19 protein-coding genes are annotated in these 20,644 nt (G+C 51.9%); 17 read left to right on the top strand and 2 right to left on the bottom strand.

What is annotated here, in order from left to right; translation table 11 throughout:
- Positions 1-160 precede the first annotated feature (160 nt).
- Complete coding sequence (locus Q4E40_RS18100; RefSeq protein WP_303414142.1) at positions 161-835, bottom strand: carboxypeptidase-like regulatory domain-containing protein; 675 nt, start codon at positions 833-835, stop codon at positions 161-163.
- A 73-nt stretch (positions 836-908) separates the two neighbouring features.
- On the opposite strand from Q4E40_RS18100, the gene Q4E40_RS18095 reads away from it, so the two are divergent.
- The 13 genes from Q4E40_RS18095 to Q4E40_RS18035 all read left to right on the top strand — a co-directional run bounded on the left by Q4E40_RS18095 (position 909) and on the right by Q4E40_RS18035 (position 13,035).
- On the top strand, positions 909-1,295 hold the full coding sequence (locus Q4E40_RS18095) for an ArsR/SmtB family transcription factor (RefSeq protein ID WP_303414140.1): 387 nt from the start codon (positions 909-911) through the stop codon (positions 1,293-1,295).
- Positions 1,296-1,433: 138 nt separating this feature from the next.
- Entirely contained in the window at positions 1,434-2,138 is a 705-nt protein-coding gene (locus tag Q4E40_RS18090; protein ID WP_303414138.1) for a YjjG family noncanonical pyrimidine nucleotidase, read from the top strand.
- A 118-nt stretch (positions 2,139-2,256) separates the two neighbouring features.
- Positions 2,257-3,891: an L-glutamate gamma-semialdehyde dehydrogenase gene (gene pruA / locus Q4E40_RS18085; protein ID WP_303414136.1), complete on the top strand. Its 1,635-nt coding sequence runs from the start codon at positions 2,257-2,259 to the stop codon at positions 3,889-3,891.
- A gap of 1,146 nt (positions 3,892-5,037) precedes the next feature.
- A complete protein-coding gene (locus Q4E40_RS18080; RefSeq protein ID WP_303414134.1) occupies positions 5,038-5,412 on the top strand; it encodes an NADH-quinone oxidoreductase subunit A in 375 nt (124 codons plus the stop codon).
- An 80-nt stretch (positions 5,413-5,492) separates the two neighbouring features.
- Positions 5,493-6,047, top strand: coding sequence for an NADH-quinone oxidoreductase subunit B (locus Q4E40_RS18075; RefSeq protein ID WP_116545117.1), 555 nt, complete (start codon positions 5,493-5,495; stop codon positions 6,045-6,047).
- 5 nt (positions 6,048-6,052) lie between these two features.
- Positions 6,053-6,559, top strand: a complete 507-nt coding sequence (locus Q4E40_RS18070; protein ID WP_253402115.1) for an NADH-quinone oxidoreductase subunit C — start codon at positions 6,053-6,055, stop codon at positions 6,557-6,559.
- Between the two features lie 15 nt (positions 6,560-6,574).
- Positions 6,575-7,825: an NADH dehydrogenase (quinone) subunit D gene (nuoD, locus tag Q4E40_RS18065; RefSeq protein ID WP_303414131.1), complete on the top strand. Its 1,251-nt coding sequence runs from the start codon at positions 6,575-6,577 to the stop codon at positions 7,823-7,825.
- A gap of 55 nt (positions 7,826-7,880) precedes the next feature.
- Positions 7,881-8,414, top strand: coding sequence for an NADH-quinone oxidoreductase subunit NuoE (nuoE, locus tag Q4E40_RS18060; protein WP_303414130.1), 534 nt, complete (start codon positions 7,881-7,883; stop codon positions 8,412-8,414).
- Between the two features lie 63 nt (positions 8,415-8,477).
- Positions 8,478-9,824 carry an NADH-quinone oxidoreductase subunit NuoF gene (gene nuoF, locus Q4E40_RS18055; RefSeq protein WP_303414129.1) on the top strand — a complete coding sequence of 449 codons (1,347 nt, stop codon included), beginning with the start codon at positions 8,478-8,480 and terminating at the stop codon, positions 9,822-9,824.
- Between the two features lie 59 nt (positions 9,825-9,883).
- On the top strand, positions 9,884-10,864 hold the full coding sequence (locus Q4E40_RS18050; RefSeq protein ID WP_303414127.1) for an NADH-quinone oxidoreductase subunit G: 981 nt from the start codon (positions 9,884-9,886) through the stop codon (positions 10,862-10,864).
- 3 nt (positions 10,865-10,867) lie between these two features.
- The gene (gene nuoH, locus Q4E40_RS18045; protein ID WP_303414125.1) at positions 10,868-11,929 is read left to right on the top strand and encodes an NADH-quinone oxidoreductase subunit NuoH; all 1,062 of its coding nucleotides are present in this window, start codon (positions 10,868-10,870) and stop codon (positions 11,927-11,929) included.
- Positions 11,930-12,002: 73 nt separating this feature from the next.
- Positions 12,003-12,512 (top strand): NuoI/complex I 23 kDa subunit family protein, encoded by a 510-nt coding sequence (locus Q4E40_RS18040; RefSeq protein WP_303414124.1) that lies wholly within the window; start codon positions 12,003-12,005, stop codon positions 12,510-12,512.
- A 4-nt stretch (positions 12,513-12,516) separates the two neighbouring features.
- Positions 12,517-13,035 (top strand): NADH-quinone oxidoreductase subunit J family protein, encoded by a 519-nt coding sequence (locus Q4E40_RS18035; protein WP_303414122.1) that lies wholly within the window; start codon positions 12,517-12,519, stop codon positions 13,033-13,035.
- A 776-nt stretch (positions 13,036-13,811) separates the two neighbouring features.
- On the opposite strand, the gene Q4E40_RS18030 is transcribed toward Q4E40_RS18035, so the two are convergent.
- Complete coding sequence (locus Q4E40_RS18030; protein ID WP_303414120.1) at positions 13,812-14,861, bottom strand: DUF6929 family protein; 1,050 nt, start codon at positions 14,859-14,861, stop codon at positions 13,812-13,814.
- A 328-nt stretch (positions 14,862-15,189) separates the two neighbouring features.
- Between Q4E40_RS18030 and nuoK the strand changes: the two genes are divergently transcribed.
- Genes nuoK through Q4E40_RS18010 form a run of 4 tightly spaced genes read left to right on the top strand, consistent with a single transcriptional unit; the run spans position 15,190 to position 20,427 of the window.
- Complete coding sequence (nuoK, locus tag Q4E40_RS18025; RefSeq protein ID WP_188502252.1) at positions 15,190-15,519, top strand: NADH-quinone oxidoreductase subunit NuoK; 330 nt, start codon at positions 15,190-15,192, stop codon at positions 15,517-15,519.
- 46 nt (positions 15,520-15,565) lie between these two features.
- Positions 15,566-17,527 carry an NADH-quinone oxidoreductase subunit L gene (nuoL, locus tag Q4E40_RS18020; protein ID WP_303414106.1) on the top strand — a complete coding sequence of 654 codons (1,962 nt, stop codon included), beginning with the start codon at positions 15,566-15,568 and terminating at the stop codon, positions 17,525-17,527.
- Positions 17,528-17,539: 12 nt separating this feature from the next.
- Positions 17,540-19,000, top strand: coding sequence for a complex I subunit 4 family protein (locus Q4E40_RS18015; RefSeq protein WP_303414105.1), 1,461 nt, complete (start codon positions 17,540-17,542; stop codon positions 18,998-19,000).
- Between the two features lie 35 nt (positions 19,001-19,035).
- The gene (locus Q4E40_RS18010; RefSeq protein WP_303414104.1) at positions 19,036-20,427 is read left to right on the top strand and encodes an NADH-quinone oxidoreductase subunit N; all 1,392 of its coding nucleotides are present in this window, start codon (positions 19,036-19,038) and stop codon (positions 20,425-20,427) included.
- Positions 20,428-20,644 lie beyond the last annotated feature (217 nt).

Below are 20,644 nucleotides of genomic sequence, written 5' to 3'. Positions count from 1 at the left end.
CGCAGGTCAGTCCAGTATACGTTTTTTTCTATATGGAGGAATAACGCAACCTGCTGATGTTGGTTGTTTCTGATGCAATTTAACCAAACTGCCAGCCTAAAAAAAGCCCGGCTCAGGTATAGCGATACCTGAGCCGGGCTCCTGTAAAATCCTTAGGCGGTTACTTCTTGCTGTTGAACTCTCCGTTGCGGAGCATGTCGAGCAATTTGATGATTGCAAAGGGACTGACCGTCGGGAACATATTCCGCTGCTCCTGCCGCTGCACGTTCTGCATGTTCCAGGTCCGGAAGTTGGCGGCTCCGTCCATCGGGGTCGTGCTGAAGAGCTCTTCGAGCCGCTTGGGGTCGAGGTTGCGCATGGCAATGGCCATTCCGTCGTCCGGCAGCTTCACAGCCAGCACGGCCTCTTTGAAATCGCGCTCCGTAGGCCATGGGAACACTTGCACCTCAGGCAATTGTGTGGGATCTTCCTGCATCTGCATGATGATGGAGTAGCTCTGGCTCTGGTAGTTCTTCGGTATTTTCAGGTACTGTTTCTTGTAACCGATGGCGCTGAACACCACGCTATCGCCGGTGAGCACGGGCACCGAGAAGAAACCATAGGCGTTGGTCTGCGTGCCGCGGCTGGTCTTGGGCACAAACACGTTCACACCGGCCACGCCGTACAGGCTGTCACCGATGGTCACGAAACCGGTCAGCTGCACCACCCGTTTGTGTCCCTGCGCCGCCGCTTCGTTGGGCGCTCCCAGCATCAGGAAAGCAAACAGGGCCAGGGGCAACAGGAGGCCGAAGGCGCGTTTATTTGTAAGTAGTAGTTTTTGTAATTCGGGCATCATGTAGTACAATAATACTTCATATAATTTTATTATAGCATCTTTTGGCTAATTTTGTTCTGACACGCTTTCAAAAATGAGGCTCAAACACTTCAGTCTTTCCTTCGGCGAACAGATTTTAAAGGCACTGGCAGACGACTCGCGGCTGCGCATGCTGCACCTGATCCTGCGCAACAAGGAGATGTGCACTTCTGACCTGGAGCATGTGCTGGACTTCACCCAGACCAAAACCTCGCGCCACCTGGCCTACCTCCGCAACGCCGGCCTGGTAACGCCTCGCAAGCTCGACCAGTGGGTGTACTACTCTTTAAAGGAAGAAGCCTCTGATTTCGTTCAACAGATTTTCACCTACCTGGAGCGCGACGCCTTTCTGCAAAAGGATCAGGAAACTTACCGCATCCTGTACTCTAACCGCGAACTGGCCGTTAACCGCATGCAGACCCGCCGCTGGACGGAGAGTTAACTCCTATTAAGACAGGTTTTTAGTTCATTGGTTTAAACAGTGATATAGAACTTTTAGTATACTTCAGCCTGTCGCTTTTGCACATATTTTTTAAACATACCGCCCGTCAGGTCGTTTCTATAAAGCTGACACCCGATTATGAAACCTTACAAACATATATTATTTGACCTCGACCACACCCTGTGGGACTTTGAGAAAAACTCCGAGGAGACACTCTATACCTTATACCACGAGTTTGGCTTGGCTAAGTACGAAAAGCTCTTCGACCGCGACTCCTTTTACAAAAAGTACAAGTTCGTGAACCACCTCCTCTGGGACCTCTATAACAAAGGCAAGATCGATCAGAAAGAGCTGCGCGAGGCCCGCTTCGTCAAAACCCTGACCGGGCTCGGGCTGGAGCCGCACCAGGTGCCGGCAGGTATATCCGAAGCCTACACCGACCTTTGCCCCCAGAAGACCGCCGTGTTTCCCTATACCTTCGAGGTGCTCGACTACCTAAAACCCAAGTATGGACTCCACATCATCACCAATGGGTTTAAGGATGTGCAGTACATCAAAATGAACGGCTCCAAACTGACCGATTATTTCGGGGAGATCGTGACCTCGGAGTGCTGCGGGTATAAGAAGCCCGACAAGCGCATTTTTGAGCATGCGCTGGACCGCATTCAGGTGCGCTCCGAAGACTGCCTGATGATCGGAGATAACCTGGAGTGCGACATCGACGGTGCCCGCCTGGCAGGTATAGACCAGGTTTTCTTCAACCCGGAGAAGACCAAAAGCAAGCTTTCGCCTAAACCCACCTACCACATCCACTGCCTGAGCGAACTGCAGGCTATGTTATAGCAAAGCTATACCTCCCACAGGCCGGAAAATAAAATAATTCACCTTATCTTTGTATAGAAGACTGCCCCGGGTGGTCTGTCGAATGTCTTATTCTGAATCTGTAAAATATCAAAGAGAGATGGCAACAGGATTTTTTAGAGTACCAACACCAGTAAACGAACCTGTAAAATCGTACGCACCGGGCTCTCCGGAACGCGAGGAACTGCAGCGCACTTATAAAGAACTTAAGTCGAAAGAGCTCGATGTGCCGATGTACATCGGTGGCGACAAGGTATACACGGACAAAAAGAAGCCGATGCTTCAGCCGCACGACCACCAGCATATTCTGGGTCACTTCAGCGAAGGCGATGCGTCACACGTGGAACAGGCCATCAACGCAGCGCTTGCCGCACGCGAAGAGTGGGCTGCCATGGGCTGGGAGCACCGTCTGAGCATTTTCCTGAAAGCCGCTGAGCTGCTGGCCGGACCATGGAGAGCGCGCTTGAACGCGGCTACCATGCTGGGTCAGTCGAAGAACGCTTACCAGGCTGAGATCGATGCTGCCTGCGAACTGATCGACTTCCTGCGTTTCAATGCGCAGTATGCCACGGAGATCTACCATATGCAGCCGGAGTCATCGCCGGGCGTATGGAACCGCATGGAGCATCGTCCGCTGGAGGGCTTCGTGTTCGCTCTGACGCCATTCAACTTTACGGCCATTGCCGGTAACCTGCCTGCCTCTGTTGCCATGATGGGCAACGTGGTGGTATGGAAGCCTGCCAACACGCAGGTATATGCCGCCCAGATGATCATAGAGCTATTCCGCGAGGCTGGCCTTCCGGATGGCGTGATCAACCTGGTGTATGTTGATGGCCCGACGGCTGGCGAGGTGATCTTCAACCACGCAGATTTTGCGGGTATCCACTTTACAGGCAGCACCGGCGTATTCCAGAACATCTGGAAAACCATTGGACAGAACATCCACAAATACAAAACATATCCACGCATTGTAGGCGAAACAGGTGGTAAGGACTTTATCGTGGCGCACAGCTCGGCCGATGCCAGGCAGGTAGCGACCGGTATCGTGCGCGGTGCTTTCGAGTACCAGGGTCAGAAATGCTCTGCCGCTTCGCGTGCCTACATCCCGAGCAACCTGTGGGAAGATGTGAAGAACTACGTAGTGGAAGACCTGAAGACCTTCAAAATGGGTCCTCCGGAGGATTTCTCTAACTTCATCAACGCCGTGATCGACGAGAAGTCGTTCGACAAGATTGCCAAGTACATCGACAATGCCAAAGAGAGCAACGAGGTGGAAATCATTGCAGGTGGTAACTACGACAAGTCAAAAGGCTTCTTTGTTGAGCCAACCGTGCTGCTGTCGCACAACCCGCAATACATTACCATGTGCGAAGAGATCTTCGGCCCGGTTATCTCGATCTACGTGTACGATGAGAACAACTTTGCTGAGACGCTGGAGTTGGTGAACTCTACTTCTCCTTACGCCCTGACAGGCGCTATCTTCAGCCGCGACCGCTATGCAGCTGAATTTGCTACGAAGAAGCTGGTGAATGCGGCCGGTAACTTCTACATCAACGACAAGCCAACCGGCGCTGTGGTAGGACAGCAGCCTTTCGGTGGCGCGCGCGCTTCCGGCACCAACGACAAGGCCGGTTCTATGCTGAACCTGCTGCGCTGGGTGTCTGCCCGCTCTATCAAAGAGACGTTCGTAACGCCAGTAGACTATCGTTACCCGTTCCTGGGCGAGAATAAATAAGGTATAGCTATACCTGAAACAGGAAGCACCACGCTCGAGAGGGCGTGGTGCTTTTGTTTTTATACCTCTGGCTAAGGCGCCCATCTATACCTGAAATAGTTACGAAGCATGCCCTCGCTCGTGTCCCGCGAGTGTGAGGTATTTGGTGGCGTCCCGCCACTTGTGCACGAATTATATCCCTGTGCCGCTTCAATGGGGGACCTTCATGCATAATTGGACAGGTATGCTGGTGCGGGATTTAGATAGGTATAGAGGGGCAGGATTCGGGCAGGTATACGGATGCAGGCTTGCTATTAAATGAATCAGACAGGTATACCGGTGCACGACTCGGACAGGTCGCGACCTGTCCCTACAAGCGAATATTCTTCCTGTAAGGCTCTTAAAGGCTCTTCGGGATTTATCAATCCCGAAGCAAACGGTAGGGGATTTCCTAATCCCCGTGTGTAGGTTATAGCGTTCTTTCGGACATCCCTGTCCGAAAGAAGTTCTGACGGGGACATCCTTGTCCCCTATACCTGAAAACGAGAGCAGCATACGGGGATGTGGACATCCCCAACAGTGGGGGTTGGGGCCCTCGATAAAGCTTTCGGACAGGAATGTCCGAAAGAGCATTTGGGAGAGCTTCCGAAAAAACGGCCAGAGTCCGCGCAATAACTTACACTCGCTGGACGCGAGCGAGGGCATCAATCTATACCTGCCAAGACCAAACAGCTTATACCTTGGCAATAGCAACGACAGGCTCCCCGCTTGTGGTTAAAGGTCCTCAAAAAAAACGAGGCGTGGTTAAGGCGGTCAAAGTCTACACCAGCGGTTGTCATTCCCTTAACCTTTCCAGAAGAGATTTCCCTTCCTGATAAAACTATCAGAACCCAATCACCAAACCTTCAAACACGGCCTTTTCTCAGTCTAATCTTTCCCAACTATGTTTAAACACCCATTCCGCCATACTTGAAGCCCTCTCACCGAACGATTCAATTTTGAGCAACACAAGCTGTACCTGGTCAAAAAAACGCAGGAATTGCATTCACACCGGCCGATAATACTTTAGAACAATTTCAAACGCTATTTACATTGGATATAGTCTTTTGATTGTTGGCTATTTATACCTAATTTTGCTCCCAAATTTCAATGAAGCATAACAGCAATATGGAAACTACTGGTACTCAGTATCTACCGTCGGACTACCTCCCTATTTTGATACAATTTGCGGCAGCGCTCGGCTTTGTCGTTTTTGCATTAGTAGTGACCCATTTACTGGGTCCTAAGCGAAAGAGTGAGGTAAAGGACAATCCCTGGGAAAGCGGCGTGGAGTCGGTGGGCGATGCGCGTACGCCGATCTCTTACAAGTACTTCCTCACGGCCATCCTGTTCGTGCTGTTCGATATTGAAATTATCTTCATGTACCCTTGGGCAGTGAACTTCCGCGAATTCGGTCTGGAGGGCTTCCTGCCGATGATGCTGTTCCTGGGCGTTATCCTGACTGGCTTCTTCTACGAAATCAAAAAAGGGATTCTCAAGTAGTTCGGCGCCATTAAACTTTAATAGGGCAAACGGTGTTTTTGCAAGGGTAAACGCAGATTAAAACCTAGAATTTAGAAGACATGAGCGATTTAAATAAAGATATAAACATGGCAGAGGCACCAGAAGGCCACAGCGGTGCTGGTTTCTTTGCTACTTCCTTTGAGAAAGTGATTGGTCTGGCCCGTGCGAACTCGCTTTGGCCATTGCCTTTTGCCACTTCCTGCTGCGGTATTGAGTTCATGGCGACCATGGGTGCCACCTACGATATCTCCCGCTTCGGTTCGGAGCGTCCTAGCTTCTCGCCACGCCAGGCAGACATTCTGCTGGTAATGGGTACCATCGCCAAGAAAATGGGGCCTGTTGTAAAGCAGGTATACGAGCAGATGGCAGAGCCACGCTGGGTGGTGGCCGTTGGTGCATGCGCTACCTCAGGCGGTATTTTCGACTCCTACTCGGTGTTGCAAGGTATAGACCGTGTGGTACCGGTTGACGTGTACGTGCCGGGCTGCCCGCCAAGACCGGAGCAGATTCTGGACGGTTTGATGCGTGTGCAGGATCTGGCAAAGAACGAATCGCTACGTCGCCGCAACTCACCAGAATATCAGGCACTTTTGGCCTCTTACAATATTAAATAAGCAGCATGGAGCTTACGAACGAAAACGTACTCGGTAAACTGATAGCCCAGTTCGGGGAAGAAAACATCTTCGATGCCTACGATCCGGACGGAATCATGACGCTCACCACTACGCGTGAGAACATCATTGCGCTTATCCAGTACCTGTATGACGACAAAGACCTGCAGGTGCAGTTCCTGACCACCATGGCAGGTATACACTTCCCTGACCACAAAGGCAGGGAGTTGTGCATGATGTACCAGTTGCATAGCCTGCGTCACAATTACCGCCTGCGCATCAAGGTGTTTGTGCCGGCAGAAGACCCGGTATTGCCGACGCTGACCAACATCTATGCGGCTGCCAACTGGATGGAGCGTGAGGCCTACGACTTTTACGGTTTCATCTTTACCGGTCACCCGAACCTGATCCGCATCCTCAACATCGAGGAGATGGAGTACCATCCGATGCTCAAGCAGTATCCGCTGGAAGACCAGACACGGGAAGACAAAATCGATACTTATTTCGGACGCTAAGCCAGATAAACCACTATGGCTACTGATAATAAAACAGCTGATACTGATCAGTTGCAGGAATTCCGCGACAACCGCGACCTGAAACTGCAGGACAAGAAGAACGAGAACCTGACGACCCTGAACCTGGGTCCGACGCACCCGGCCACCCACGGTATCTTCCAGAACATCCTGCAAATGGATGGGGAAGTGATCATGGATGCCGTGCCGACTATCGGCTACATCCACCGTGCTTTCGAGAAGATTGCCGAGCGCAGGCCGTTCTACCAGATCACACCGCTCACCGACCGCATGAACTATTGTTCGTCCCCTATCAATAACATGGGGTACCACATGACAGTAGAGAAGCTTCTGGGTATAGAAATTCCGAAGCGTGCGCAGTACATCCGCGTGATCATGATGGAGCTGGCCCGTATTTCCGACCACCTGATCTGTAATTCGATTCTAGGTGTGGACTCCGGCGCCTTCACCGGCTTCCTGTACGTGATGCAGGAGCGTGAGCACATTTACGATATTTACGAAGAGGTGTGCGGTGCCCGCCTGACGACCAACATGGGTCGTATCGGTGGCATGGAGCGCGACCTGTCGCCAAAAGCATTGCACCTGATCGGTGAATTCCTGAAGCGCTTCCCGAAGGTATGGGCCGAGTTCGAGAAAATGCTGACCCGTAACCGTATCTTCATCGACCGTACGGTAGGCGTAGGTGCTATCACAGCAGAGCGCGCCCTGAGCTACAGCTTCACAGGACCTAACCTGCGTGCCACCGGTGTGGACTACGACGTGCGTGTGATGAACCCTTACTCTTCTTACGGCGATTTCGAGTTCGAAATTCCGGTTGGTGCCAAAGGCGATACCTATGACCGCTACCTGGTGCGCAACGAAGAGGTATGGCAAAGCTTGAAGATCATCGAGCAGGCTTACAAAAACCTGCCGGAAGGATCTTATCACGCCGACGCCCCGCATTATTACCTGCCTCCAAAGCAGGAGGTATACACCAGCATGGAAGCGCTGATCTATCACTTCAAAATTGTGATGGGAGAGATTGACGCTCCGAAAGGCGAGGTATACCACAGCGTGGAAGGCGGCAACGGCGAGCTTGGTTTCTACCTGGTAAGCGACGGCGGCCGCACACCGTACCGTCTGCACTTCAGAAGACCTTGCTTTATTTACTACCAGGCTTACACCGAAATGATTGTGGGCGGTCAGCTGGCCGACGCGATCCTGACGCTGAGTAGCCTGAACGTGATAGCAGGCGAACTAGACGCATAACACAGTATTTTATATATCATCTAACACCGGTCATTGGCCGGTGACATTTACAAAGATGGCAGAGACTATAAACGCATTTAAGTTTTCTGATAAGGGCCTTGCTGAGATTCAGCGCTACATCAGTCATTACCCGGAAGGACGCCAGAAGTCTGCCTTGTTGCCAGCCCTGCACGTAGCGCAGACGGAAAACAACGGTTGGGTGAGCCCTGAAGCGATGGACGCGATTGCCGAAATCCTGAACATACAGCCGATAGAGGTATACGAGGTAGCCACTTTCTATACCATGTTCAACCTGAAGCCGGTAGGCAAGCACGTGCTGGAAGTATGCCGTACGGGCCCTTGCTGCCTGCGCGGTGCCGACCAGATGATTGAGACACTCAAGCAGAAGCTCAACATTGAGGAAGGCGAAACAACGGCGGACGGTATGTTCACCCTGAAGCCGGTGGAATGCCTTGCTTCATGCGGTACAGGCCCTATGCTGCAGGTGCGCGAAACTTACTACGAGAACATCGACAGCGAAGAAGCAGTGGATCAGTTCCTGGAGATGATGCGCAACAAGGAGGTGGAAACACCGGAGTGGGCCAAGTAATTCATTGATAAACCGGGCAGCTTGCCGTAACACCGCAACTGCCGAGCTATATATCCTACTACAATGGGAATCAAGATATTAACCGAACATATTAACGTACCGGGCATCGAAACCCTGGAGGTGTATCGCAAACATGGCGGCTACCGCTCGGTAGAGAAAGCCCTGAAGACGATGACTCCGGACGAGGTGGTGGAAGAAGTGAAGACATCGGGCCTGCGCGGTCGTGGTGGCGCTGGCTTCCCGGCCGGTATGAAGTGGAGCTTCCTGGCTAAGCCGGAAGGTATTCCGCGCTACCTGGTGTGCAACGCCGACGAATCGGAGCCGGGCACTTTCAAAGACCGTGTGTTCATGGAGAAAAACCCACATGCCCTGGTTGAAGGTATGATAACCTCGAGCTACGCGCTGGGTGCGAACACATCCTATATCTACATTCGTGGGGAAATGATGTTCATTCTCCGCATCCTGGAGAAGGCGATCGCTGAGGCATATGCGGCCGGCTTGCTTGGCAAGAACATTCTGGGTTCTGGCTATGACCTGGACCTGCATGTGGCGCCAGGTGGTGGTGCTTACATCTGCGGTGAGGAAACAGCTCTGCTGGAGTCACTGGAAGGCAAGCGAGGCAATCCGCGCAACAAGCCGCCATTCCCGGCGGTGAAAGGTCTGTTCCAGTCGCCAACGGTGGTGAACAACGTCGAGACCATCGCTTCTGTGCCGTGGATCGTGAACAACACCGGTGCGGAGTACGCCAAAATAGGTGTGGGCCGTAGCACGGGTACTAAACTGATATCAGCGAGTGGTAACATCAACCGTCCGGGCGTTTACGAAATCGACCTGGGTGTGCCGGTTGAAGAATTCATTTACTCAGACGAATACTGCGGTGGTATCTGGAAGGGCAAAGAACTGAAGGCCGTTGTGCCGGGTGGTTCCTCTGTGCCTATTCTGCCAAAAGAACTGATCCTGAAAACAGCTGCCGGCGAAGACCGCCTGATGACGTACGAATCCCTGTCTGACGGTGGTTTTGTGAGCGGCTCTATGCTGGGCTCGGGTGCCTTTATCGTGTTCGACGAAGACCAGTGCATCGTGCGTAACACGTGGAACTACGCCCGTTTCTATCACCACGAGTCATGCGGACAGTGCAGCCCTTGCCGTGAAGGTACAGGCTGGATGGAGCGCGTACTGCACCGTATCGAGCATGGCCACGGCCATCAGCAGGACATTGACCTGCTGGTAAGCGTAGCCAAGCAGATCGAAGGTAACACCATTTGCCCATTGGGTGACGCCGCGGCGTGGCCGGTAGCCAGCGCGATCCGTCACTTCCGCGAGGAGTTCGAGTGGCACATCAAGCACCCACAAGAGGCTATTGCTCCGGGCGCGGTGTACAGAGGCCAATTAGCGGCAGCGACTGTATAATTTAAAATAAATTAACTGCCCGCTATACCTTGGTAAGCGGGCTTTGGATAAAGAATAAGATGGCTAAAATAACATTTGACGGCATCGAGGTAGAGGTTGAAGATGGAACCACCATCCTGCAGGCCGCCCGTAAAATCGGCGGTGATGTAGTGCCTCCTGCCATGTGTTTTTATACCCCGCTCAAAGGCAGTGGCGGTAAGTGCCGTGTGTGCCTGGTGAAGGTAACACAGGGCTCTGCCCGCGACCCACGCCCTATGCCCAAACTGGTTGCCTCGTGCATCACACCAGTGCAGGACGGCATGGTGGTAGAAAACACAACCAACGAAGACGTACTGAACGCCCGCAAGGGAATCGTGGAGATGCTGCTGATCAACCACCCGCTGGATTGCCCTGTATGCGACCAGGCTGGTGAGTGCGACCTGCAGAACCTGTCTTACGAGCACGGCGTGAGCGCCACCCGATACGAAGAGCCACGTCGTACTTTCGACAAAGTAGATTTGGGTCCTTACATCCAGCTGCACATGACGCGCTGCATCCTGTGCTACCGTTGTGTGTATACCGCTGACCAGATCACCGAAAAGCGCGTGCATGGCGTACTGGGTCGCGGCGACGCAGCCGAGATTGGTACGTACATCGAGAACGTGATCGACAACGACTTCTCAGGAAACGTGATCGATGTGTGCCCGGTGGGTGCTCTGACCGACAAGACATGGCGCTTTAAGAACCGTGTGTGGTTCACGAAGCCGTTGAATGCGCACCGCGACTGCCCTACCTGTAGCGGCAAAGTAACGCTGTGGTCACGTGGCGATGCGGTGCTGCGCGTAACTGCCCGCAAGGACGAGTACGCCGAGGTGGAAGAGTTTATCTGCAACACCTGCCGTTTCGACAAGAAAGAGGTGAGCGACTGGACCATTGAAGGCCCGCGCAACATCGACAGGGGTTCTGTTATTTCGGCCAACCACTACGAACTGCCTGTAGTGAACGTGCCGATTGTGCCGAACCTGCCTAAATCTACTGTTAAAAAAATGCCAACGGAATAAAGCATGGATTCTGTACTTCTGATATACAAAGGCATCTACATCCTGGCCATTTTCGGTATTTCACTACTGATCGCGACCTACTCAACTTACTTTGAGCGTAAGATTGCCGCTTTCATTCAGGACCGTGTAGGCCCGAACAGGGCGGGTCCGATGGGTTTGCTGCAGCCGCTGGCTGACGCGGGCAAGCTGTTCTTCAAAGAAGAATTTATACCTGCCAAAGCGAATAAAATGCTTTTCATTCTCGGCCCAGGTATAGCCATGCTGGTGGCAGCCATGTCGAGTGCGGTAATCCCATTTGGCGACACGCTGATCATAGGCGAGACATCCTTTGACCTGATCGCCATTGACGTGAACATCGGCATCCTCTACATTTTTGGTGTGGTGTCGCTGGGCGTATATGGTCTGATGATCGGTGGCTGGGCTTCGAACAACAAGTTCTCGTTGCTGGGCGCTATCCGTGCCGCTTCGCAGAACATTTCGTACGAATTGGCCATGGGCCTGTCGCTGATTGCGGTGCTGATGCTGAGCGGCTCATTGTCGCTGAAGGTGATTGCAGAGCAACAGACGGGCTTTAACTGGAACATCTGGTACCAGCCACTCGGCTTCCTGATTTTCCTGATCTGTGCCTTTGCTGAGACGAACAGAACACCCTTTGACTTACCGGAGTCGGAAGCCGAACTGATTGGTGGTTACCACACCGAGTATAGCTCCATGAAACTGGGTATGTACCTGTTTGCGGAGTATATCAACATCTTTGTAGTGTCGGCTGTGATGTCCACGCTCTACTTCGGTGCTTACAACTTCCCGTTCATGGAGAACCTGCGCAATGCGTTTGACGATCCTGTTTTGGGTAACAACGTGGTGACAATCATAGGTGTCGCGGTGATGTTTGCCAAGATCTTTGCTTTCATCTTCTTCTTCATGTGGGTGCGTTGGACACTGCCGCGTTTCCGCTACGACCAGTTGATGAAGCTGGGCTGGAACATTTTGATTCCGCTGGCGATTTTGAATATCCTGCTCACGGGCGGTGGCATTCTACTCTACGAATATTTTACAAACGGATAACGACATTTGAATGCTGCCCTGCCTGACACTGTTACAGGTATAGGGTATAGGCAGCAGTCATAATCGAGATACAATGGAACCATTATCAAATAGAAGTAAGAACGTAGCACAAAAGGAGATGACGCTCTCTGAGCGCATGTACCTGCCTGCTATCGCGCAAGGTCTGGGCATTACGATAAAGCACTTCTTCAAGAAGAAAGCGACGATCAACTACCCGGAGGAAACACGTCAGCGCAGCGACATCTGGCGCGGTCTGCACGTGCTAAAGCGCGACGAGAACGGTGCCGAGCGTTGTACGGCCTGTGGTCTGTGCGCGGTGGCCTGCCCTGCCGAAGCCATCACGATGACGGCCGGCGAGCGCAAAAAGGGCGAAGAGCACCTGTACCGCGAAGAAAAATACGCCGTGACTTACGAGGTAAACATGCTGCGTTGCATTTTCTGCGGACTGTGCGAAGAGGCTTGCCCGAAAGCAGCCATTTTCCTGCAGGACGACAAACTTGCGCCAGCACGCTACGAGCGCGACGAATTCATTTACGGCAAAGACCGCCTGGTAGAACCGTTAAAAACCACTGAAACCAAATAATCCGATGACAGAAAGCCTGTTTTTCTTCTTCGCATCGCTCACACTGCTTTGCGCCATCATGGTTGTTATTTCCAAGAACCCCGTGTTCAGTGTTATCTTCCTGATCCTGACATTTTTCACCATATCAGCGCACTACATTCTGCTGAACGCCCAGTTCCTGGCGGCAGTGAACATCATTGTGTATGCAGGGGCCATCATGGTACTTTTCCTATTTGTACTGATGTTCATCAACACCGGCAAGAACGTGGAAGGCACCCTTAAACGAAATGTGCTGGTCAAAATAGCGGGTACTGTAGCAGGTGGTTTGCTCTTTACGGTAGTCGTAGCCGCTCTGAAAGATGTGACGCTCGGAAACCCGGACCCTGCCACGTACGATTCGCAGGTAGGTATGGTAGAGAACTTGGGCAAAGTGCTTTTCACAAAATACATGCTGCCGTTCCAGTTAGTTGCCGTGTTATTCCTGGTATCGATGGTAGGCGCCGTGATGATTGGCAAGCGCGAAACAGGCGAACAGAACTTCTAATCGAGGTATAGCTTAAGAGATAGCGAAAGCCAGTGCTGCAAAGCACTGGCTTTTTTGTTTATCAGAATCAGGTTTTACAGGATTATAGGGGGCCCCTATGGATTAGCAGGATTTTCGTGAGCGAATGTTATCCCCTGCCCTCTTCTTTGTCGAGGGCCCCTACCCCCAAGGGGGACTGTTCTGTCGCAGCTGATTTGCAGGTAGAGACTTTTGGTTACTGCAGTTTTGGTTGTTCCCTCGCTTAACCTGCCCCTCCCGAGAGGGGAATTTCTGCTACTGCCATTTTAAAAGTAAAGGTGTTGTAGCTTCAGCAGTTTCTCTGGAGTACTGGGTCCAACCACTCCCGCCACTTCTGATCCTTTAAGAGTGCCCCTACCCCAAGCGGGGAGCCTGCCTTTACCAATTTACAGGTATAGGGCCTGGAGTGGAGTAATGCCTTTTGACTACCGTCATCCCCCTGCCCCCTTCAAAGGGGGACTTTCCGGCTAATACAATTTACAAGTATAAGTGTTGTAGCAAAGACCACTGACAGGTATAGCAAGACTAACTTGCCCCGGAAACGATGAAACAAACAGCTGTGCACGGTGTACCCATGACGATTTTGTGTTTGAGCGGTCAGCGAGTTTAAAAGCGTCTTGATTTTTTTGCTTACTTTTTTCATCAAGGAAAAAAGTGAGTGCCCGCCGCACAGGCGAAGCTATAAAACAGCTCAGGTTGCTATACCTGAAAAGCCGCTGCAATAAGATAACTTAACTCTGATTTGTCAAAGTAAGCAATTACTCCACACTCAACAGCACCTCCAACAACTCCGACCCACCTTTGTCATCATCCGACACCACTACCAGCTTATACTTCCCCTTGCCTTCCCGTTTCTGCACAACAAGCGATTCCGCTTTGCCGGTATAGGGATTCCCATCCGCTTGCAAGATCTGCGTAGTGGGAATTTGCAGCGTATCTTGCTTGCCGACCCATGAAAAGGGAATATAACCAATGTAGCTGCCGAGCACTTCACCGTCCGCGTAGGCGTCGCTGGTATCTTCCAGGGAAGCGGTGAAGAACAGCTTATCGTCGTGCACATAGGCGCCTGAAAAACCGGCTTGCAGGTTTTTCAGGCCAGGCAGACGGAAATAAGCGAGCTCTGGCTGCGGCAGTTGCGCGCTGGTTTCTCCCAAAAGAAAAGGAATGAACTCCGACAGGCGATAAGATATCAGCACATTCTGGCCTGTACCGATGGCCCGCTGCAACAGGTATAGCTTGCCGTGCCCTGCCGCTACGCCTTCGATGTTGAGCAAACTTCCGCCCAGGGTGTCGGCCTCCTGTTCAAGCTGCTGGTAGAGTTTGTCCAGATCGACAGTCTTGGCACCGTGCACCCCGGCTCCCTCCCGGCAGATGTCATCCCCGCAAATGTTGTAGAGGTAAGCTTTGCGGCGGGCGGGCGCTGAGCCGGAGCCCATCATCAGAAGGTAGGGCTTGCCCTGGTGTTGCAGGAGCGTTATACCTTCCAGGTCCACTTTTTCATCTTTGGGAATACGACCATTGCCGAAACCCGTCGTGTCAAAAATTGCCTCCTGCGATTCCATCCGAAAGTTTTTATCCAGGCGGTACAGGTAGGGCGAGTCATCTCCGACAGCATAATAGTGGTCGCCCAGCATCTCGAGGCCCGAAGCGGAGGGTAGGTTATCATAGTGCAGCGTTTGTGTAATGACGGCTTTCATAGTGAGTTCAGGTATAGCGGCGTCGTTTGTCATCAGCACGCCAGATTGCTGACAGGAAGTTGACGACATCGAGAAGAATGCAAGGTATAGGAAACCAAAAAATCGATTCATAGAAATTGAACGCAAAATAAGGTACAGTGACGGCTGGCATCAGGAGAGCGCACCCAACTAGTGTGACCATTCTTAACCATACAAGTTGACAAAAACCAATTTAGCCAGGGAATTTATACCTACGCAAAAGCAGTCGCAAAGTATAAAACAAGCCATAACACCGCGTGTCCGCTGGTTATAAAAATATAAATCTTTCTAGAAGGCCGGATTTGGGGAAATCCACCCAAGAAGATTAGAAATATGTTATGGATTTTACAAAAATGGGGATAACTTTGCGACTTGATTCCAGAATTGTAATTTACCAGTAATACGTTCAGCCACTCAGACGATGAACCAAATGCCTGATGTAATCAGAACCATTCCGCTAGAATTTTACCTCTACTTCAGCACGGCCCTTTTTGCCATTGGCGTGATAGGGGTTCTCACCAGACGAAACGCCATTGTAATTTTCATGTGCGTGGAGCTGATGCTCAATGCCGTGAACCTGCTAATGGTCGCGCTGTCCTCTTACCGCTCTGACCCGAACGGACAGATCTTCGTGTTCTTCATCATGGCAGTGGCAGCAGCGGAAGTCACGGTTGGTCTGGCCATCATCGTGATGATTTACCGCAATATCCGCTCCACGGATGTGCAGCTGATGAACTACCTGAAGTGGTAGCCGCACACCTAATTAATCTGAATAGCTTAACTAAATCATACGCTAAATGCAAGAAGTAGTAATGCCCTTCAACAACCAGGAAATGGGGCTGCTGTGTTTGCTTGTTCCGCTCCTGCCGTTCATCGGCTTTCTGATTAACGGACTTGGCAACCGCAAATTGCCCAAGGCTCTTGTAGGTCTGCTAGGCTCTGGCACGGTGCTGGCCTCGTTCCTGATCTCGGTATACCTGTTCATCGACTTCACCTCCAACGGCAGCCGCCCTTACATCGTGGACCTTTACAACTGGTTTACGGTAGGCAGCCTCGAGATCGGTTTCTCGTTCATGATCGACCAGCTCACGTTGTTGATGCTCCTGATGGTAACGGGCATCGGTTTCCTGATCCACGTGTACTCAGCCGGCTATATGAGCCATGACGAAGGTTACGGCAAGTTCTTCGCCTACCTCAACCTGTTCATGTTCTCGATGCTGGTGCTCGTGATGGGCTCTAACTACGTGATGATGTTCGTAGGCTGGGAAGGCGTGGGCCTCTGCTCATACCTGCTGATCGGCTTCTGGAACAAGAACCACAACTACAACAACGCCGCTAAGAAAGCCTTCATCATGAACCGTATCGGTGACCTGGGCTTCTTGCTGGCTATCTTCCTGATCTTCATTACTTTCGGCAGCGTCAGCTTCCCGGAAGTGTTCCTGTCTGCCTCGCAGATGACCGGTATGACCGACAGCGGCGTGATGATTGCCATTACCATGCTCCTGTTTGTGGGTGCGATGGGTAAGAGTGCGCAGATTCCGCTTTTCACCTGGCTACCTGACGCGATGGCGGGTCCTACGCCGGTTTCAGCCCTGATCCACGCTGCCACCATGGTAACAGCAGGTATCTACATGGTGATTCGCTCGAACGTGCTCTATGTGCTGGCCCCGACCACGATGGAGTTTATCGCCATCATCGGTTTGATCACTGCCCTGGTGGCCGCTACCATTGGCCTGGCGCAAAACGACATTAAGAAAGTACTGGCCTACTCCACTGTTTCGCAGTTGGGCTTTATGTTCCTGGCGCTCGGTGTGATGGCTTTCTCTTCTTCTATCTTCCACGTACTCACGCACGCTTTCTTCAAGGCGCTGCTGTTCCTGGGTGCTGGCTCTGTGATTCACGCCGTGAGCAACGAACAGGATATCCGTAACATGGGTGGTCTGCGCAAGTGGCTGCCGGTTACGTTCATCACCTTCCTGATTGGTACACTCGCTATTTCAGGTATACCGCCATTCGCTGGTTTCTTCTCGAAAGACGAGTTGCTGGCGCACGTGTTTGAGCACAACAAGCTGATGTGGGCGCTTGGCCTGCTGGCTTCGTTCATGACGGCTTTCTACATGTTCCGTCTCCTGTTCCTAACCTTCTTTGGGAAGTTCCGTGGCACAGAGGCGCAGCGTTCGCACCTGCACGAGTCGCCTTCTTCCATGACCATTCCGCTGATCGTACTGGCTATTCTGTCCACCATAGGTGGTTTCATCGGTCTGCCAGCCGTTTTCAGCGACACGCATACTTTGGGTAACTTCCTATCTCCTATTTATGATCTGGCCCGCCGTGCAAACGGTGCCGCCATGGAAGCCCCGCACATCGACCACGCGACAGAATACATCCTGATGGCGGTTTCGGTAGCGGTAGCGGTTATTGCGATCATCATTGCCTATGTGATGTATGTGAAGAAAGAAACAGTGCCTGCTCCGGAAGGAACGCGCCTGTCTCCTGTTCACAACCTTATCTACAACAAATACTACATCGACGAGATCTACAATGCCATTATTGTGAAGCCTGTGATGGCACTCTCTACTGCCCTCCACCGCTTTGTGGATGTGGTCGTGGTGGACGGCATCGTAAACGGCTTTGGCAAACTGGTGATGGCTTTCGGCAGTGTGCTGCGCCAGACACAGAGTGGCGTAACTGGCTTCTATGTGTTTGTGATGGTGGCCAGCATCGTTCTGATTCTATTTTTAAACTTCTTTATCGGTTAAGGTTCTAAGAAGATGATTACAGCTCTATTACTTTTCTGGCCTGCCCTAGCCGCCCTGCTGGTGCTGCTGATAAAAGGCGAAGGTGCCAAGAAAGTGGCTTTTATAGCAACGTTAGTTGAGTTTGCCATTGCCTTGTTTGCAACCGTAAACTTTGTTCCGGACGCCACCACGCAGTTCGCCCTCGACATGCCGTGGGTGGAGCGCGCAGGTATAGGCTTCAGCATCGGCATGGACGGCATCAGCCTCCTGATGGTGCTCCTGACCACCTTCCTGGTGCCATTGATCGTCCTTTCTTCCTTCAAGCACGACTACAAGAACCCACACGTGTTCTACGCGCTGGTGCTGTTCATGCAGACAGGTCTGATTGGTGTGTTTGTGGCGATGGACGCGTTCCTGTTCTACTTCTTCTGGGAAGTGGCCCTGATTCCGATCTACTTCATCGCAGCCATCTGGGGCGGTGCGCACAGAATCCCGGTTACCTTCAAGTTCTTTGTGTATACGATCTTCGGTTCGCTCTTCATGCTGGCCGCTTTCATATACCTGTACTTCCAGACGGCTGGCACGGAGCTGGCAGCGCACTCGTCTAACGTAAACGCCTTCTACCAGCTGACGATGGACAGCGCGACGCAGAGCTGGATATTCTGGTTCCTGTTCCTGGCCTTCGCCATCAAAATGCCGGTATTCCCGTTCCATACCTGGCAGCCGGACACCTATACTGAGTCTCCTACACAGGCAACGATGCTGCTGGCCGGCATCATGCTGAAAATGGGTATCTACGGTGTTATTCGCTGGTTGCTGCCGGTGGTGCCGCTTGGGGTGAGCCAGTGGGCCAACACAGTATTGGTGCTGTCTATCATCGGCATCATCTACGGTTCAATCATCGCTATTCGACAGCACGATCTGAAGCGCCTGATCGCTTACTCTTCCATAGCACACGTTGGTCTGATCTCAGCGGGTATCTTCACCCTAAATGAGCAAGGCCTGCAAGGTGGTATGATCCAGATGCTGAGCCACGGTATCAACGTGGTAGGTCTGTTCTTCATCATCGACATCATCTTCCGCAGAACGAACACAAGAGAGATCTCCAATCTGGGCGGTATCACCCAGACGACGCCAGCGCTCTCGATCATGTTCCTGATCCTGCTGATGGGTTCGGTGGCGCTTCCGCTGACAAACGGTTTCATCGGGGAGTTCCTGCTGCTGTCTGGTGTGTTCCAGTACAACTACTACTTCGGCGCTGTGGCTGGCCTGACCATTATTCTGGCAGCGGTCTACATGCTGCGTATGTTCCAAGGCGTGATGTTCGGTACAAAGTCAGAAGCTACCGAGGGCTTCGCTGACCTGACCTTCCACGAGAAAGCGGTATTGATTCCGCTGGTGATCATGGTCTTCTGGATCGGTCTGTTCCCGAACACTTTCCTGGACATTTCAGAGCCTGCGGTTGGCCAATTGCTGAGCATTATCAACCGATAGTCCGCACACGATAAACGAAACGATATTACAACGACATGATTTCGATTATACTGTTATCTGGATTTGGGATCATCAACCTCTTCGTAGGTTTCCTGAAATCTAAAAGAATCCTGTTGCCGCTGTCGCTGCTGTTTTTAGCGATCGTGTTCGGCATCAACCTACTTGACTGGAACGATACACAGAGCTATATCAATAACATGATCACCATCGACAATTTTGCGGTGGCGTTCACAGGTATCATGGTTCTTTCGACGCTCCTGATTCTTCCTTTCACGCAGCACTACATTACCCGCAACGACGAGAACATCGGCGAGCTATACGCCCTGATTCTGTTCTCGCTGGTAGGCGCCATCATGATGGTGAGCTACAACAACATGCTGATGCTGTTCATAGGGATTGAGATTCTCTCGATAGCCATGTACGTACTGGCGGGTAGCGATAAGAGAAGCATGCGTTCCGCCGAAGCTGCCCTGAAGTATTTCCTGATGGGTTCCTTCTTCACGGGTGTGATGCTGTTCGGTATCGTGATGGTATACGGCGCAACGGGTACTTTCAACATTTCGGAGATTGCCAGTTCAGCTGAAGCCATGGGTACGGGCGGCGTGAACAACGTGATGTTCATGCTGGGTGTGCTGATCATCATCATCGGTATCTCTTTCAAAATCTCCGCTGCTCCTTTCCACTTCTGGACGCCTGACGTGTACGAAGGCACCCCAACGGTATGGACGGCTTACATGTCAACGGTTGTGAAAACGGCTGGCGTTGCTGCCTTCTACAAGCTGATGGATGCCGCTTTTGCCGCTTCCTACCCAGGCTGGATGCCAACGCTGGTAGCCATTATCGTGCTCTCGCTCCTGATCGGTAACGTTGGCGCGGTAGTGCAGCAAAGCATGAAGCGTATGCTGGCTTACTCCAGTATCTCGCATGCGGGCTACCTGCTGATGACGCTTTTAGCCTTCAACGAGTTCTCAACTTCTGCTATTCTGTTCTACTCGTTCGCCTACTCCCTTGCTTCTATTACCGCTTTCGGTGTGCTGCAACTGGTAGCGCGTCAGCGTGGCAGCGAAAACTACGAAGCTTTTAACGGCCTCGGCAAAACGAACCCACTGCTGGCTTTCTCGGTAACAGTAGCGATGATGTCATTGGGAGGTATACCGCTCACGGCTGGTTTCTTCGGTAAGTTCTTCGTGTTCTCTGCCTTAATTGAGAACCCTGATATGATGTGGCTGATTGTAGTAGCGGTGATCCTGGCTGCTGTGGGTATCTACTACTACTTCCGTGTAGTAATTGCCATGTACCTGCACCCTGTTGCAGAAGGTCACACAGCCATCAAAACCACCAGTTTCATAAACGCAATGCTGATCATCATCACTGCCCTGACGATTCTGCTAGGTATAGCGCCTGCGCTTTTGAGCGGGGTGTTGTAAGGTATAACAGCTTATAGATAGGGAAAGCGGCTGCTCTGAGAAGGGCAGTCGCTTTTTTATACCTATACCTTGCCATCGTAATGGCTTTTCAGGCATAGCAACCTTTATTGTTCTATAGCTTGCCCTGGCCGGGCGGGCCTCACTTTTTTCCATGATGAAAAAAGTGAGCAAAAAAATCAAGACGCTTTTAAACTCGCTGAACGCTCTTTATCGAGGG

The sequence above is a fragment of the Pontibacter coccineus genome (assembly GCF_030546575.1).
Taxonomy (GTDB): Bacteria; Bacteroidota; Bacteroidia; order Cytophagales; family Hymenobacteraceae; genus Pontibacter; species Pontibacter coccineus.
This window is presented reverse-complemented; position numbering and strand designations above follow the sequence as displayed.

What these genes read in the sequence shown, in the direction of transcription:
- Q4E40_RS18090 (WP_303414138.1), top strand. Translation starts at nt 1,434, where the DNA reads ATGAAACCTTACAAACATATATTATTTGACCTCGACCACACCCTGTGG.
- Q4E40_RS18100 (WP_303414142.1), bottom strand. Translation starts at nt 835, where the DNA reads ATGATGCCCGAATTACAAAAACTACTACTTACAAATAAACGCGCCTTC.
- nuoL (WP_303414106.1), top strand. Translation starts at nt 15,566, where the DNA reads ATGCAAGAAGTAGTAATGCCCTTCAACAACCAGGAAATGGGGCTGCTG.
- Q4E40_RS18050 (WP_303414127.1), top strand. Translation starts at nt 9,884, where the DNA reads ATGGCTAAAATAACATTTGACGGCATCGAGGTAGAGGTTGAAGATGGA.
- Q4E40_RS18075 (WP_116545117.1), top strand. Translation starts at nt 5,493, where the DNA reads ATGAGCGATTTAAATAAAGATATAAACATGGCAGAGGCACCAGAAGGC.
- Q4E40_RS18010 (WP_303414104.1), top strand. Translation starts at nt 19,036, where the DNA reads ATGATTTCGATTATACTGTTATCTGGATTTGGGATCATCAACCTCTTC.
- nuoH (WP_303414125.1), top strand. Translation starts at nt 10,868, where the DNA reads ATGGATTCTGTACTTCTGATATACAAAGGCATCTACATCCTGGCCATT.
- Q4E40_RS18040 (WP_303414124.1), top strand. Translation starts at nt 12,003, where the DNA reads ATGGAACCATTATCAAATAGAAGTAAGAACGTAGCACAAAAGGAGATG.
- Q4E40_RS18015 (WP_303414105.1), top strand. Translation starts at nt 17,540, where the DNA reads ATGATTACAGCTCTATTACTTTTCTGGCCTGCCCTAGCCGCCCTGCTG.
- Q4E40_RS18080 (WP_303414134.1), top strand. Translation starts at nt 5,038, where the DNA reads ATGGAAACTACTGGTACTCAGTATCTACCGTCGGACTACCTCCCTATT.
- pruA (WP_303414136.1), top strand. Translation starts at nt 2,257, where the DNA reads ATGGCAACAGGATTTTTTAGAGTACCAACACCAGTAAACGAACCTGTA.
- Q4E40_RS18035 (WP_303414122.1), top strand. Translation starts at nt 12,517, where the DNA reads ATGACAGAAAGCCTGTTTTTCTTCTTCGCATCGCTCACACTGCTTTGC.
- nuoD (WP_303414131.1), top strand. Translation starts at nt 6,575, where the DNA reads ATGGCTACTGATAATAAAACAGCTGATACTGATCAGTTGCAGGAATTC.
- nuoF (WP_303414129.1), top strand. Translation starts at nt 8,478, where the DNA reads ATGGGAATCAAGATATTAACCGAACATATTAACGTACCGGGCATCGAA.
- Q4E40_RS18095 (WP_303414140.1), top strand. Translation starts at nt 909, where the DNA reads ATGAGGCTCAAACACTTCAGTCTTTCCTTCGGCGAACAGATTTTAAAG.
- Q4E40_RS18030 (WP_303414120.1), bottom strand. Translation starts at nt 14,861, where the DNA reads ATGAATCGATTTTTTGGTTTCCTATACCTTGCATTCTTCTCGATGTCG.
- nuoK (WP_188502252.1), top strand. Translation starts at nt 15,190, where the DNA reads ATGAACCAAATGCCTGATGTAATCAGAACCATTCCGCTAGAATTTTAC.
- Q4E40_RS18070 (WP_253402115.1), top strand. Translation starts at nt 6,053, where the DNA reads ATGGAGCTTACGAACGAAAACGTACTCGGTAAACTGATAGCCCAGTTC.
- nuoE (WP_303414130.1), top strand. Translation starts at nt 7,881, where the DNA reads ATGGCAGAGACTATAAACGCATTTAAGTTTTCTGATAAGGGCCTTGCT.